This window comes from Pseudomonas sp. Pseusp21 (assembly GCF_059492145.1).
Window position 1 is genome coordinate 1,563,043 of the sequence record NZ_CP168520.1, and the last position, 13,910, is coordinate 1,576,952.

Annotated in this window: 12 protein-coding genes and 1 pseudogene; 7 read left to right on the forward strand and 6 right to left on the reverse strand. The window is 62.8% G+C overall.

Annotated features, from left to right (window positions below):
* Nucleotides 1-85 precede the first annotated feature (85 nt).
* Entirely contained in the window at nt 86-1,768 is a 1,683-nt protein-coding gene (gene ctpM / locus ACEN93_RS06955) for a methyl-accepting chemotaxis protein CtpM (RefSeq protein WP_103387345.1), read from the reverse strand.
* A 208-nt stretch (nt 1,769-1,976) separates the two neighbouring features.
* Nucleotides 1,977-3,293 (reverse strand): Na+/H+ antiporter family protein, encoded by a 1,317-nt coding sequence (locus ACEN93_RS06960; RefSeq protein ID WP_039770253.1) that lies wholly within the window; start codon nt 3,291-3,293, stop codon nt 1,977-1,979.
* Between the two features lie 1,457 nt (nt 3,294-4,750).
* Between ACEN93_RS06960 and ACEN93_RS06965 the strand changes: the two are divergent.
* Both ACEN93_RS06965 and ACEN93_RS06970 read left to right on the forward strand, forming a co-directional pair.
* Nucleotides 4,751-4,897, forward strand: a pseudogene (locus ACEN93_RS06965) (HAMP domain-containing protein); the annotation flags it as partial.
* A gap of 102 nt (nt 4,898-4,999) precedes the next feature.
* Entirely contained in the window at nt 5,000-5,755 is a 756-nt protein-coding gene (locus tag ACEN93_RS06970; RefSeq protein ID WP_371262551.1) for a methyl-accepting chemotaxis protein, read from the forward strand.
* Between the two features lie 215 nt (nt 5,756-5,970).
* On the opposite strand, the gene ACEN93_RS06975 is transcribed toward ACEN93_RS06970, so the two are convergent.
* Genes ACEN93_RS06975 through ACEN93_RS06990 form a run of 4 tightly spaced genes read right to left on the reverse strand, consistent with a single transcriptional unit; the run spans nt 5,971 to nt 8,572 of the window.
* Entirely contained in the window at nt 5,971-7,284 is a 1,314-nt protein-coding gene (locus ACEN93_RS06975; protein ID WP_163975939.1) for a sensor histidine kinase, read from the reverse strand.
* A complete protein-coding gene (locus ACEN93_RS06980; RefSeq protein ID WP_011335105.1) occupies nt 7,281-7,949 on the reverse strand; it encodes a response regulator transcription factor in 669 nt (222 codons plus the stop codon). Before ACEN93_RS06980 ends, ACEN93_RS06975 begins: the two co-directional genes overlap by 4 nt.
* Nucleotides 7,950-7,952: 3 nt before the next feature.
* Nucleotides 7,953-8,264 carry a PepSY domain-containing protein gene (locus tag ACEN93_RS06985; RefSeq protein ID WP_064597979.1) on the reverse strand — a complete coding sequence of 104 codons (312 nt, stop codon included), beginning with the start codon at nt 8,262-8,264 and terminating at the stop codon, nt 7,953-7,955.
* Nucleotides 8,264-8,572 carry a PepSY domain-containing protein gene (locus ACEN93_RS06990; RefSeq protein ID WP_039770261.1) on the reverse strand — a complete coding sequence of 103 codons (309 nt, stop codon included), beginning with the start codon at nt 8,570-8,572 and terminating at the stop codon, nt 8,264-8,266. Before ACEN93_RS06990 ends, ACEN93_RS06985 begins: the two co-directional genes overlap by 1 nt.
* 146 nt (nt 8,573-8,718) lie before the next feature.
* Here ACEN93_RS06990 and ACEN93_RS06995 point away from each other — a divergent pair, with 146 nt between their 5' ends.
* The 5 genes from ACEN93_RS06995 to codA all read left to right on the forward strand — a co-directional run bounded on the left by ACEN93_RS06995 (nt 8,719) and on the right by codA (nt 13,831).
* Nucleotides 8,719-9,798 (forward strand): patatin-like phospholipase family protein, encoded by a 1,080-nt coding sequence (locus ACEN93_RS06995; protein WP_163975941.1) that lies wholly within the window; start codon nt 8,719-8,721, stop codon nt 9,796-9,798.
* A gap of 86 nt (nt 9,799-9,884) precedes the next feature.
* Nucleotides 9,885-10,241, forward strand: a complete 357-nt coding sequence (gene queD, locus ACEN93_RS07000; protein WP_007955941.1) for a 6-carboxytetrahydropterin synthase QueD — start codon at nt 9,885-9,887, stop codon at nt 10,239-10,241.
* An 84-nt stretch (nt 10,242-10,325) separates the two neighbouring features.
* Nucleotides 10,326-11,138, forward strand: a complete 813-nt coding sequence (locus ACEN93_RS07005) for an alpha/beta fold hydrolase (RefSeq protein ID WP_236191567.1) — start codon at nt 10,326-10,328, stop codon at nt 11,136-11,138.
* 172 nt (nt 11,139-11,310) lie between these two features.
* The gene (gene codB / locus ACEN93_RS07010; protein WP_011335109.1) at nt 11,311-12,582 is read left to right on the forward strand and encodes a cytosine permease; all 1,272 of its coding nucleotides are present in this window, start codon (nt 11,311-11,313) and stop codon (nt 12,580-12,582) included.
* A gap of 13 nt (nt 12,583-12,595) precedes the next feature.
* Complete coding sequence (gene codA / locus ACEN93_RS07015; RefSeq protein ID WP_085648185.1) at nt 12,596-13,831, forward strand: cytosine deaminase; 1,236 nt, start codon at nt 12,596-12,598, stop codon at nt 13,829-13,831.
* Nucleotides 13,832-13,910 lie beyond the last annotated feature (79 nt).

The window sequence follows — 13,910 nt, forward strand, 5'->3', positions numbered from 1 at the left end:
TTTTCAGGTCGATGTATGACGCAAGACACTGCGGTCAGTCCCCTCTCCCTCCGGGAGAGGGCTAGGGTGAGGGGGCTTTCAGGGTTCAGATACGGAACTGCCCCACCAACTTCCCAAGCCGCTGCCCCAGATCCGCCAGACTCCGCGAAGTCTGCGCCCCCAACTGTGTCTCATCCGCCACGTTATCCACCGCCACCGCAATCTGATGCACGCTGCGGTTGATCTCTTCGGCCACCGCCGTCTGCTCTTCCGCCGCACTGGCGATCTGCGCGTTCATCGAATTGATCGTCGCAATCAGATCCGCCATCGCATCCAGCGACGCCCCCGCCTGATTGGCCTGGGCCGACGTGCCGTCACCCGCCTCGCTTGAGCGGCGCATGGCCTCGACCGCCGACTGCGTCCCCGCCTGCAAGCGGTCGATCATGCCCTGAATTTCCTGAGTGCTGATCTGCGTGCGCGACGCCAGCGCCCGCACCTCGTCCGCCACCACCGCAAACCCGCGCCCGGCCTCGCCGGCCCGCGCCGCTTCAATCGCAGCGTTGAGCGCCAGCAGGTTGGTCTGTTCGGCGATCGAGCGAATCACCCCGAGCACGCCGACAATCGACGATACGTCCTGTTGCAGGCTGTCGAGGGACACGCCGCTGCTGCGGATATCGTCCACCAGCGCATGAATCTGCTTGATGCTGCCGGCCACCACGCGCTTGGCGGTCTGGCCTTCTTCGTCGGTCTGCTGCGCGGCGACGGCGGCGTTCTGCGCGCTCTTGGCGACTTCTTGCGCGGCCGCAGACATTTCGTTGATCGCCGTGGCGACCTGATCGGTTTCGTGACGCTGACGCTCCATGGCCTGATCGGAGCGCTGGGCCTGATCCGACACTTGCGTCACCAGCCCGGTCAGTTGCGAGGTCATTTCGGTGATCTGCCGCACCAGGCCGTGGATCTTGTCGACGAAACGGTTGAACGAGCCCGCCAGTTCACCGAGTTCGTCCTGGCTGGTGATGGTCAGACGCCGGGTCAGGTCACCCTCGCCCGCCGCGATGTCATCGAGGTTGGCTTTCATCAGGGTCAGCGGTCGCAGAATGGTGTTGGCCAGCAGCATCCCCGCCGCCGCGATCACCAGCAGTACCACCACCGCCACGCCGACGATACTCAGCACCACGCCCTGCATGCGCTCCTGCACCTTGGCCTCGACCACCGCCACTTGCGCTTCGATGCCATCGAGGTTGACCGACGTACCCACCGCCATGTCCCACTTCGCCAGGTATTCGGTGTAGCCGAGTTTCGGCACCAGCACTTTCGCGTTGCCCGGCAGCGGCGAGCTGTATTGCAGGTAGTGAGAGCCGTCCTTAGCCACTTTCACCAGGTCGCGGTTGACGTAGACGCCGTTCGGGTCGCGGTTGTCCTTGAAGCTTTTGCCCACGCCTTCGGGGTCATTGGCCTTGAACAGGCGCACGGTCTCGGAGTCGTAGCCGAAGAAGTAGCCATCCTTGCCGTACTTGATGCTCGACAGCAGCTTGATCGCTTGCGCCCGCGCATCGGCGTCGCCGGGAGCGGCGGCGTCGTACAACGGTTTGATGGTGGTCATGGCCACGGCGACGTAGCTGGCCAGCGTGGCTTTGGCATCGCCGAGCAGGCGTTCGCGGGTCTGCTGGACTTCATTGCGCGCCTGTTCCTGAAGGATGAACAGCGTGGTCAGGCTGATCACCAGCGCAAAGAGCAAGACCGGAAGGACGGCAAGGGACAGGACTTTAGCCTTGAGACTCAGGCGCATGGGGGCTCACTCTTTTGGTTTTATTGGCGTGGTTAAAGGCTTTAACGGCACGCGTAACCAAAAGTTGAGCTGCGGCTTGAGATCGACACCTCGACGCCGATCGTTCCCACGCTCTGCGTGGGAATGCAGCCCGGGACGCTCCGCGTCCCAAAGCGTGACGCAGAGCGTCACAAGAGGCGTTCCCACGCAGAGCATGGGAACGATCACGTCAGAGGACCATCGCAGCCACCCAGCCAAACGCCAGCAGCGGCAGGTTGTAATGCAGGAAGGTCGGAACCACGGTATCCCAGATGTGGTGATGCTGGCCGTCGATGTTCAGCCCGGAGGTCGGACCAAGCGTCGAGTCCGACGCGGGAGAACCGGCATCGCCCAACGCGCCGGCCGTGCCGACGATACAGACAATCGCCATCGGGCTGAAACCCAGTTGCACGCACAGCGGCACAAAAATCGCCGCGAGGATCGGCACCGTGGAAAACGAAGAGCCGATGCCCATTGTTACCAGCAGCCCGACCAGCAGCATCAGCAACGCACCGATGCCTTTGCTGTGGTTGATCCACGACGCCGACGACTCGACCAGCGTCTGCACCTCGCCGGTGGCCTTCATCACTTCGGCGAATCCGGAGGCGGCGATCATGATGAAGCCGATCATCGCCATCATCTTCATGCCTTCGGTGAACAGGTCATCCGTCTCGCGCCATTTGACGATGCCCGACGCCGAAAAGATCAGGAAACCGGCCAGCGCCCCGATAATCATCGAATCCAGCAGCAACTGAATAATGAAGGCTGCGGCAATGGCGACACCGGCGATCAACAGACTGCGCGGGTTGTACTGCACTGCCACCTGCTCGACCTGCTCGATTTTTCCCAGGTCGTAGACGCGTTTCTTGCGGTAACTGATAAAGGCGATACCCAGCCCTGCCAGCATGCCCAGCGCCGGAATCCCCATGGCATGGGTGACGTTGATCCCGCTGATGTCAACGCCACTGCGGGCAACGTTGGCCAGCAGGATTTCATTAAGGAAAATGTTGCCGAAGCCCACCGGCAGGAACATGTACGGCGTGATCAGGCCGAAGGTCATGACGCAGGCGATCAACCGGCGGTCCAGTTGCAGCTTGGTCAGTACATAAAGAAGCGGCGGCACCAGCAGCGGAATGAACGCGATGTGAATCGGCAGGATGTTCTGCGAAGCGATCGCCACCACCCACAGCAGGCCGATCAGCAGCCATTTGACGCTGCCGCCACCGGTCGCATGCTGGCGATCAACCATCGCCAGAGCCTTGTCGGCCAGCGCATGGGCCAGTCCGGACTTGGCAATCGCCACGGCGAAAGCGCCGAGCAACGCGTAGGACAACGCCACCGTCGCCCCGCCACCCAGGCCACTGTTGAAAGCCTTGAGCGTGGCGTCGATACCCAGACCACCGGTCAGGCCACCGACCAGCGCACCGACGATCAACGCGATCACCACATGCACCCGGGACAGGCTGAGGATCAGCATGACGCCGACCGCAGCAATCACTGCATTCATTTCACTACCTCGAAAACACGACGGTAAAGCCATTCACCGCCAGACAGGATGAGTCCGGCCGACAAGCCACGAGGGTCGCCAGCGGATTTGCATAGAGGGTCTTATTAGAAGGGCGCGCACTGTGCCGCAGCGCGGGCGCAGTGTCAAAGCGACTGGTCGCAACACTGTGTAACTTTCCATGATCAATCCGCTGAACAGGGCATATCCGCCACAACATGCGTCAATTCGCCCTATTGCATTTACGCCATAAAGAAAGCCGAAACGCGGCCGTTACAGTGCAAAGTCTCAGATATTTATCGAATAAGGACGTTTCCATGTCACTCAGACAACTTTCCATCCAATGGAAAATCACCCTGCTCGCCGGGCTCTGCCTGGCCGGTATCGTGACCCTGTTGGTGGGTCTTTCGCTGTATCGCATGGAGCACAGTTCCGAACTGGTGAAAGCTTCGAGCATGGAAATGCTCACCGAATCGGCTCAGGCCCGCATCGAATCCCAAGGCGAGGTCCAGGCCGCCGGCATTCGCCAGCAGTTCATGGACGCCTATCAATATGGCCACGGTTTCTCGCGTCAGGTGCTGTTCCTGCGTGAGCAGGCCGAGAAGCGCTTCCTCGATGCCTTCGACCTGCGCGAAGACATGACCCGTCAGGTGAAATCGGCGCTGCAGGCCAACCCGGATCTGCTCGGCCTGTCGCTGGTGTTCGAAGCCAACGCGCTGGACGGCAAGGACGAGCTGTTTGCCGGCCAGGCTGAACTGGGCAGCAACGACAAGGGCCGTTTCGCCTTGTACTGGTCGCAGCCGACGCCGGGCAAAGTGACCTCGATGGCCCTGCCGGAAAGCGACATGAGCGACACCAGCACCGGCCCCAGCGGTCAGGCCGCCAACGCCTGGTTCACCTGCCCGCGCACCACGCTCAAGCCATGCGTGATCGAACCCTATTTCTATGTGATCGACGGGCAAAAGGTGCTGATGACCAGCATCGTGTTCCCGCTGATGGTCAACGGCAAAGTCATCGCCTCGCTGTCGGTGGACATCAACCTCAACAGCCTGCAAGCGATCAGCCAGAGCGCCAGCAAAAAGCTCTACGACGGCCAGACCGCCGTGAGCATCGTCAGCCCCGCCGGCCTGCTCGCCGGTTACAGCCCGGACGCCAATAAACTCAGCCAGCGCCTGGATGCCGTGGACACCACCAGCGGCGCCGAACTGCTGCGTCTGCTCGCCTCGAGCAACACCGTCAGCAGCCTGCACAGCAACGCGCAACTGAAAGTGCTGTCGCCGTTCCAGCCGATTCCCGGCGGCCCGTCGTGGGGCGTGCTGCTCGATGTGCCGGAAAAAGTGCTGGTGAGCCGCGCCGAAGCACTCAAGCAACAACTGGATGCCAGCAACACCTCAGGCACCCTGATCGAACTGAGCCTTGGCGTGCTCGCCGCGCTGATCGGCCTGTTGCTGGTGTGGCTGATGGCGCGCAGCGTGACCAAACCGATCCTCGGCGTGGCCCACATGCTGGAAGACATCGCCAGCGGCGAAGGCGATCTGACCCGCCGTCTGGCCTACGACAAGAAGGACGAGCTCGGCCAGTTGGCCGGCTGGTTCAACCGCTTCCTCGACAAGCTGCAACCGATCATCGCCGAGGTAAAACGCTCGGTGCAGGACGCGCGTAACACCGCCGACCAGTCTTCGGCCATCGCCACTCAGACCAGCGCCGGCATGGAGCAGCAATACCGTCAGGTCGATCAGGTCGCCACCGCGTCCCACGAAATGAGCGCCACCGCCCAGGACGTGGCCCGCAGCGCCGCGCAAGCCGCCGAAGCCGCCAAGGACGCCGACCGCGCCACCCGTCAGGGCCTGACCGTGATCGACCGCACCACCGCCAGCATCGACACCCTCGCCGCCGACATGAGCGCGGCGATGGTGCAGGTCGAAGGCCTGGCCGCCAACAGCGAGAAGATCGGCACCGTGCTGGAAACCATCCGCGCCATCGCCGAACAGACCAACCTGCTGGCCCTCAACGCCGCCATCGAAGCCGCCCGTGCCGGTGAAGCAGGTCGCGGTTTTGCGGTAGTAGCCGATGAAGTACGCAACCTCGCCCGCCGCACCCAGGAATCGGTGGAAGAAACCCGCCAGGTCATCGAGCAATTGCAGACCGGAACCCAGGACGTGGTCGGTTCGATGGGCAACAGCCATCGCCAGGCCCAGGGCAGCGTCGAACAGGTCGGCCAGGCCGTGACGGCGCTGCGCCAGATCGGCGATGCGGTGACGGTGATCAGCGACATGAACCTGCAGATCGCCAGCGCTGCCGAAGAGCAGAGCGCTGTGGCTGAAGAGATCAACAACAACGTGGCGACGATTCGTGATGTGACGGAATCGCTGTCGGGGCAGGCGAATGAATCGGCGCGGGTGAGTCAGTCGCTCAATAGCCTGGCGAATCAGCAGCAGAGTTTGATGGATCAGTTTCGCGTCTGATGCGGGATTGCTGAAAATCAAGAGCTACCCCCTCACCCCAGCCCTCTCCCCCAGGGGGGCGAGGGGGAAAGGGAGCCGATCTCCAAGGTGTTCAAAACCTGAGTTCGACTGAAGACTTTCAGGTCGGTGTAGCTCGGAAAACCAACTCGGTCAGTTCCCTCTCCCCTTGGGAGAGGGTTAGGCGGGCGGCGTTCCGATGAGGGGGCTCTTGAAGCTCACCGCCGAGGCAACTGAATCTCCACCTTCAACCCACCCCACTCGCTTTCGCCCAACACCAAAACCCCGCCCCACGTTTCGACAATATCCCGCACAATCCCCAGCCCCAACCCATGCCCATGGGTCTGCTCATCCAGCCGCGCCCCCCGGCTGAACACCTGAGCCCGCTGCGCCTCGGGAATCCCCGGCCCGTCGTCTTCCACGCTCAACACAAAACCTTCCGCCGTTTCAACCACGCTCAGCCGCACCTCGGCATCCGCCCACTTGCAGGCGTTGTCCAACAGATTGCCGAGCAGTTCCAGCAAATCTTCACGATCCCACGGCAATTGCAGACCGGGTGGGGCCACATAACTCAGCTCCAGATGCTCGCCATGGATCATGTTCAACGTCGACAGCAGCCCCGGCAGCTCGGCGTCGCAATCGAACAGCGCCCCCGGCAACGCATCGCCAGAGAGCCGCGCTCGGTTGAGCTCGCGGTTCAGCCGTTGCTGAACCTGTTCCAGTTGTTCCTTGAGAATCCTGCGCAGTTCCGGATGCGCGTCGAGCCTTTCACTCGACGCCAGACTGAGCAGCACCGCCAACGGGGTTTTCAGCGCATGCCCGAGATTGCCCAGAGCGTTGCGCGAACGCTTGAGGCTGTCTTCGGTGTGCGCCAGCAAATGGTTGATCTGCGCCACCAGCGGTTCCAGTTCCGCCGGCACTTGTTCATCGAGTTGTGAACGCTGGCCCTGCTGCAGCTGGGCGATCTGTTCGCGAGCCTTCTCGAGCGGGCGCAACGCGCGGCGCACGGTCAGGCGTTGCAACAACAGAATCAGCAGCAACCCGGCCAGCCCGAGGCCGAGGCCGATCTGGCGCATGCGCTGGAAGCTCTCGCGCACCGGCGTGTAATCCTGGGCGACGCTGATGGAAATCGACTGACCGAGCCGTCGATAGTCCGAACGCAGCACCAGCAATTGCTGACCGTCCGGCCCCAGTTGCAGGTTGCTGTGCAGCCCGGAGCGTTCGAGCAGCGGCAGATCCTGATCCCACAACGAGCGGGAGCGCCAATGGCTGTCGGCGAAATCGATGCGGAAGTAATGCCCGGAAAACGGTCGCTGGTAGGCAGGCGACAAATGCCGCTCATCCAGCTGCAAGCCTTGCGGCCCGCGAACCAGCGCCACCAGCAGGCTCTCGCTGTCGTTGCGCAACCCGGCTTCGAGATAGCGCTGCAATCCCACTTCGAACAGCCACAGGCTGGTTTGCGCCAGCAGCACCCCGACGACCACCAGCACGCTGATCAACCCCAGGCTCAAGCGGCGCTGGATCGATCTCACGAAGCCTGTCCGCCAAACAGATAACCCTGGCCGCGACGGGTTTCGATCACGCTCTTGCCGAGCTTGCGTCGCAGGTGATTGACGTGAACCTCCAGCACGTTGGAATCGCGCTCGGTCTCGCCGTCGTAGAGGTGCTCGGCGAGGTGGCTTTTGGAGAGAATCTGTTCCGGGTGCAGCATGAAGTAGCGCAGCAGACGGAATTCGGCAGCGGTCAGCTGAATGTCGGCGCCGTCGCGAACGACACATTGGCGGCCCTCGTCCAGGTGCAGCCCGGCGGCCTTGAGCGTCGGCTGGTTGGCCTGGCCCTTGGAGCGGCGCAGCAGCGACTGGATGCGCAAATACAGTTCTTCCGGATGGAAAGGTTTGGTCAGGTAATCGTCGGCACCGGCCTTCAGGCCTTCAATGCGCTCGGCCCAGGAATCGCGGGCGGTAAGGATCAGCACCGGAATCGTCAGACCGCCGGCGCGCCATTGCGCCAACACCTCAAGCCCCGGCACGCCGGGCAGACCGAGGTCGAGGACGATCAGGTCATAGGGCTCGCTGCTGCCCTGATAGACCGCATCGCGCCCGTCCGCCAGCCAGTCCACCGCGTAGCCTTGGCGTTGCAGGCCGGCGAGCAATTCGTCGGCCAGCGGTACGTGGTCTTCCACCAGAAGCAAGCGCATCGGTCAATCTTCCTTGTCTTTCACGAGTTCGCCGGTGTCGGCCTTCAGATGCAGCTCACGGGCCACACCTTCGACGGTCAGCAACTCGACTTCATAAATGTAGACGTCGTGTTTTTCTTCCAGCTCGACTTCCAGCAGTTTCGCGCCGGGATAGCGGTCCATCGCCTGGTGTAATACCTGCTCGAGCGGCAGGATCACACCCTGCTTGCGCAGATTGAGGGCTTCGTCGGGACCCAGGTCACGGGCCATGGCCGTCGAGCAAAACATCACCAGCGCCAATGCCGTACGGCGGGTGGCGCGAACATTCACCTTCATTACGTATCCTGATGATCCTTGAGCACTTGCCCGCTCACCGCGTCCAGTTCCAGATCCCACTCCAGCCCCTGCGGATCACGCAGTTCGATCTGGTAGATGTACTTGCCGTACTGTTCTTCCAGCTCGGTGTCGGTGATCGTCGAACCCGGGTGTTTGGCCAGCGCGGTGGCGTTGAGCTTCTCGAAGGAGACGATAGTACCAGCGTCGCGCAGGCGCAGGGCCTCATCCGGGCCGAGATCACGGGCGTGAACGGTGCTGGCGGTGAGGCCGATGATCGAGGCGATGGTCAGGGCAGTCAGGGTTTTCATGGTGTCTCCGTATTTTTATGTGTCGCTACGGGCCGCACCTTAAAGGTGCGAACTTAACTGAAACTGAATTGCCATCATTGGGCCTGCTCCTGCAGCCACGGCAACATGTGCTTATAATCTTTCGCTTGCTAACGATCGAGACCGGTATGACCGCCATTCACATCAAGTTCCCTGCCCTCACCCTCAAGGCCGGCCCCAGGGCCATGGCGCGCATTCGTGCCCAAGGCCTGAACGCCGCCGACGTCGGCACCCTGCCCGGCGCTGCCGGTGGGCCCAAGGCATTGGGGATTCAGGGCCTGGATCTGGCGCTGTTCGGCGAGTGGTTGCCGAAGGCGCCGCGCGAGCGCTCGCTGATCGGTGCGTCGGTGGGTTCCTGGCGCTTCGCCAGCGCCTGCCTGCCGGACGCCGCCGAAGGCATCCGCCGCCTCGGTCATCTGTACACCGAGCAGAACTTCAACAAAGGTGTGACCATCGGCGAGGTCAGCCGCAGTTCGCAGCGCATGCTCGATGACCTGCTCGACGGCCGAGACACGAGCCTTCTGACCAACGCCCATTACCGCTTGAACATCATGGTGGTCAAAAGCCACGGCGGGCTGGCGGACGACCATCGCGGCCGGCTCGGGCTGGCGCTGGGTTCGGTGATCGCCGACAACCTGCGCGGCCGTGCGCGGCTGTCGCGGCATTTTGAACGGCTGATCATCCACGACCCGCGCCTGGCGCCGCCGGTGCATGCGCTGAACGACTTCCCGTCGCGTTTCGTCGCCCTCGACGCCGGCAACTTGCGTCAGGCGCTGCTGGCCTCGGGCTCGATCCCGATGGTCATGGAAGGCGTGCGCGACCTGCCGGGCGCCGGTGCCGGCACGTTCCGCGACGGCGGTCTGCTCGACTATCACCTCGACCTGCCCTACAGCGGCGACGGCATCGTGTTGTATCCGCACTTCACCGACCGGGTGATTCCGGGCTGGTTCGACAAGACCCTGCCGTGGCGCAAGGCGTCGGTGGAGCGCTTGCAGGACGTGCTGTTGCTCGCGCCGTCCAAGGAATACCTGGCGCGCCTGCCCTACGGCAAACTCCCCGACCGTAACGACTTCAAGCGCTTTATGGGCGATGCGCCGAGCCGGCAGAAATACTGGCGCGCGGCGATGGACGAGAGCCGCCGGCTGGGCGACGAATTCCTCGAACTGACTGCCAATGGTCGCCTCGCCGAGCGCTTGCTGACCCTTTAGTCAGCACAGCCGGGAACAAGCTGATAAACTCGCCGCCTGCCCGAATTCGCTGCGGCGAACGCCATCTGAACAGAGCTGAAATCACTGTGGAAATCTTCAAGGAATTTACGTTCGAATCCGCCCACCGCCTGCCCCACGTACCGGACGGCCACAAGTGCGGACGCCTGCACGGTCACTCGTTCAAAGTGGCGATTCACCTGAGCGGCGACCTCGATCCGCACACCGGCTGGATCCGTGACTTTTCCGAGATCAAGGCGATTTTCAAGCCGCTGTACGAGCGTCTGGACCACAATTACCTGAACGACATTCCGGGCCTTGAGAATCCGACCAGCGAAGTGCTGGCCAAATTTATCTGGAATGAATTGAAGCCCCTGCTGCCGGAACTCAGTGCGATCCGCATCCACGAGACCTGCACCAGCGGTTGCATCTATCGCGGCGAGTAACTCCCGCGACACAAAAAAACCACCGAGACCGGTGGTTTTTTACGCCTATGCTTTTTGGCTCGAACCCGCCAAGAGGGCAGGCCCATGACGGACTGGCTGCTGGATCAGGTCTTTGATTTCAACGGGCAACAGATTCGCCACGGGGTGCACGGCGACGGCCCGCCGCTGGTATTCGTGCACGGCACGCCCTTCTCGTCTTACGTGTGGCACCGCATCGCGCCGCACTTTTTCGCCACCCATCGGGTGCATTACTTCGATCTGCTGGGCTACGGGCAGTCCGAGCAACCGGACGCCGATGTCTCCCTCGGCGTGCAGAACGAATTGCTCGCGCAGTTGCTCGATCACTGGAATCTGCAACGCCCGGACGTGGTCGCCCACGACTTCGGCGGCGCCACCGCCCTGCGCGCGCATCTGCTCAACGGCAAGGATTACCGCAGCCTGACTCTGATCGACCCGGTGGCGCTGACGCCCTGGGGCTCGCCGTTCGTGCAGCACGTGCGCCAGCATGAAGCGGCGTTCAGCGGCCTGCCGGATTACATCCAGCGCGCCATCGTGCCGGCCTACATTCGCGGGGCGATTCACCGGGAGATTCCCGATGACGAACTGGCGCCCTACGTGCAGCCGTGGCTGGGCGATCCGGGGCAAGCGGCGTTCTACCGGCAGATCGCGCAGATGGATCAGCGCTACACGCTGGAGGCACAGCCGCTGTACCCGACGATCCGTTGCCCGGTGCAGATTCTCTGGGGGGAAGAGGATCAGTGGATACCCATCGAACGCGGGCGTGAGTTGCACAAGATGATTCCAGGATCGCAATTTCATCCGATCCCGAATGCCGGGCATCTGGTGCAGGAGGATGCGCCTGAAGCCATAGTCGCCGCGCTGCTGCGGTTCCTCTGATCCAATCCCGTGACCCTGTGGGACCAGCTGCTCCCACATGGTTCGGTAGGGCGCCCGATGCACTGCTTTCGCGCCGATCATCCGTGTCTCGTCTATAAATACCCGCAACATCGCGTTTGGCACGACCGCTGCAACCACTTCGCGTCCTCCCCTTTCCAGCAAGGAACGCCCCATGACGCAAAACGATCCCGGCAACGATTACCCCCTCAGTGAAGTGCCGATGCACGCGCGCAAAGGCCTGGCCTCCACGGCGATGGTGCTGCTGGGCTTCACCTTCTTCACCGCGACCATGTTTGCCGGCGGCAAGCTCGGCGTGGCGTTCAACTTCGGCGAAATGCTCGCCGTCATCGTCATCGGCAATCTGCTGCTCGGTGTGTATGCCGCAGGCCTCGGCTACATCGCCTTCAAGAGCGGGCTGAATTCGGTGCTGATGGGGCGCTTCTGTTTTGGCGAAGTCGGCAGCAAGCTCAGCGACCTGATCCTCGGGTTCACCCAGATCGGCTGGTACGCCTGGGGCACCGCGACGGCGGCGGTGGTGCTCGGCAAGTATTTCGACTTGAACGAAGCCACGGTGCTGGGCCTGATGGTGCTGTTCGGCCTGGTGTTCTGCGCCACGGCGTATGTCGGTTATCGCGGGCTGGAGATTCTGTCGTACATCGCAGTGCCGGCGATGATGTTGCTGCTGATGCTGTCGATGTGGGTCGCGACCGTGAAGGTCGGCGGCCTCGACGGTTTGCTCAGCGTCGTACCGACGGGTTCGCTGGACTGGTCGACCGCCATCACACTGGTGTTCGGCACCTTCGTCAGCGGCGCGACCCAGGCCACCAACTGGACGCGTTTTTCCCGTTCGGCGCGGGTCGCGGTGCTGGCCAGCCTGATCGGTTTTTTCATCGGCAACGGCCTGATGGTGCTGATCGGCGCCTATGGCGCAATCGTCTATCAACAGCCCGACGTGGTCGAAGTGTTGCTGTTGCAGGGCTTCGCCATGGCAGCGATGGCGATGCTGTTGCTGAACATCTGGAGCACCCAGGACAACACCATCTACAACTTCGCCGTCGCCGGCTGCAACCTGCTGCGCACCGGGCGCCGCAAGACCGTGACCCTGGCCGGTGCCGTGATCGGTACGGCGCTCGCGCTGCTGGGCATGTACGACATGCTGGTGCCTTATCTGATCCTGCTGGGCACGGTGATCCCGCCGATTGGCGGGGTGATCATGGCGGACTTTTTCTTCCGCTGGCGCGGGCGTTATCCGCGTCTGGCCGACGCACGGTTACCGGCGTTCAACTGGCCGGGGCTGGCGGCTTACGCGGCCGGAACCGTCGCCGCGTTCGGCTCGCCATGGGTCGCGCCGCTGGTCGGGATCGCCGTTGCCGCGTTAACGTATATCGCAGTGACCGGCCTGCTCGGCGCCCGCAACGCGGCCGCCCCTCTACAAGATCTATAAAAGGATTCGCCCGATGCACATCATCAACGCCCGACTGCGCAACCAGGAAGGTCTGCACGAATTGCACCTCGAAGACGGCCTGATCCGCAGCATCGCGCGCCAGACCGAAGCGCCGACCCTGGGCCCCGACGACCTCGATGCCGGCGGCAATCTGGTGGTGCCGCCCTTCGTCGAGCCGCACATCCACCTCGACGCCACCCTGACCGCCGGCGAGCCGCGCTGGAACATGAGCGGCACGCTGTTCGAAGGCATCGAATGCTGGGGCGAGCGCAAGGTCACCATCACCCAGGAAGACACCAAGACCCGGGCGAAGAAAACCATCCAGACCCTCGCCGCCCACGGCATCCAGCATGTGCGCACCCACGTCGACGTCACCGATCCGCAGCTCACTGCGCTCAAGGCGATGCTTGAAGTGCGCGAGGAAAGCCGTCACCTGATCGACCTGCAAATCGTCGCGTTCCCCCAGGAAGGCATCGAATCGTTCCGCAACGGGCGCGAGCTGATGGAAGAAGCGATCCGCATGGGCGCCGATGTGGTCGGCGGGATCCCGCATTTCGAGTACACCCGCGACCAAGGCGTCAGCTCGGTGAAGTTCCTGATGGACCTGGCCGAGCGCACCGGCTGCCTGGTGGACGTGCACTGCGACGAAACCGACGACCCGCATTCGCGCTTCCTCGAAGTGCTGGCCGAAGAGGCCCGCAGCCGCGACATGGGCGCCCTCGTGACCGCCAGCCACACCACTGCGATGGGCTCCTACGACAACGCCTACTGCGCCAAACTGTTCCGCCTGCTCGGGCATTCGGGGATCAGTTTTGTCTCCTGCCCGACCGAAAGCATTCACCTGCAAGGGCGCTTCGACAACTTCCCGAAACGCCGGGGCGTGACCCGCGTCAACGAACTGCTCGAAGCCGGGATGAACGTCTGCTTCGGCCAGGATTCGATCGTCGATCCGTGGTATCCGCTGGGCAACGGCAACATCCTGCGGGTCCTCGAAGCCGGCCTGCACATCTGCCACATGCTCGGTTATCGCAACCTGCAGAGCGCACTGGATCTGGTCACCGACAACAGCGCCAAAGCCATGCACCTCGGTGAACGCTACGGCCTGGAACAGGGCCGCCCGGCGAACCTGCTGATCCTGTCGGCGGACAGCGATTACGAAGTGATCCGCAGCCAGGGCCTGCCGCTGTATTCGATCCGCGACGGCAAAGTGCTGATGAAGCGGCAGATGCCGGTGGTGGAATTCGTCTAAGGTGTAGAAGTCGGCGCTGCAACGGCGCCGACTTCTTCCGATGGACGCACTGTCATGCCGTAGTTCGCGCGTAGTTGCT

Coding starts and splice junctions, on each gene's coding strand:
- codB (WP_011335109.1), top strand. CDS start 11,311: ATGACGCAAAACGATCCCGGCAACGATTACCCCCTCAGTGAAGTGCCG.
- ACEN93_RS06970 (WP_371262551.1), top strand. CDS start 5,000: ATGGAGCAGCAATACCGTCAGGTCGATCAGGTCGCCACCGCGTCCCAC.
- ACEN93_RS06980 (WP_011335105.1), bottom strand. CDS start 7,949: ATGCGCTTGCTTCTGGTGGAAGACCACGTACCGCTGGCCGACGAATTG.
- ACEN93_RS06990 (WP_039770261.1), bottom strand. CDS start 8,572: ATGAAAACCCTGACTGCCCTGACCATCGCCTCGATCATCGGCCTCACC.
- ACEN93_RS06995 (WP_163975941.1), top strand. CDS start 8,719: ATGACCGCCATTCACATCAAGTTCCCTGCCCTCACCCTCAAGGCCGGC.
- ACEN93_RS06960 (WP_039770253.1), bottom strand. CDS start 3,293: ATGAATGCAGTGATTGCTGCGGTCGGCGTCATGCTGATCCTCAGCCTG.
- ACEN93_RS06985 (WP_064597979.1), bottom strand. CDS start 8,264: ATGAAGGTGAATGTTCGCGCCACCCGCCGTACGGCATTGGCGCTGGTG.
- ACEN93_RS07005 (WP_236191567.1), top strand. CDS start 10,326: ATGACGGACTGGCTGCTGGATCAGGTCTTTGATTTCAACGGGCAACAG.
- codA (WP_085648185.1), top strand. CDS start 12,596: ATGCACATCATCAACGCCCGACTGCGCAACCAGGAAGGTCTGCACGAA.
- ctpM (WP_103387345.1), bottom strand. CDS start 1,768: ATGCGCCTGAGTCTCAAGGCTAAAGTCCTGTCCCTTGCCGTCCTTCCG.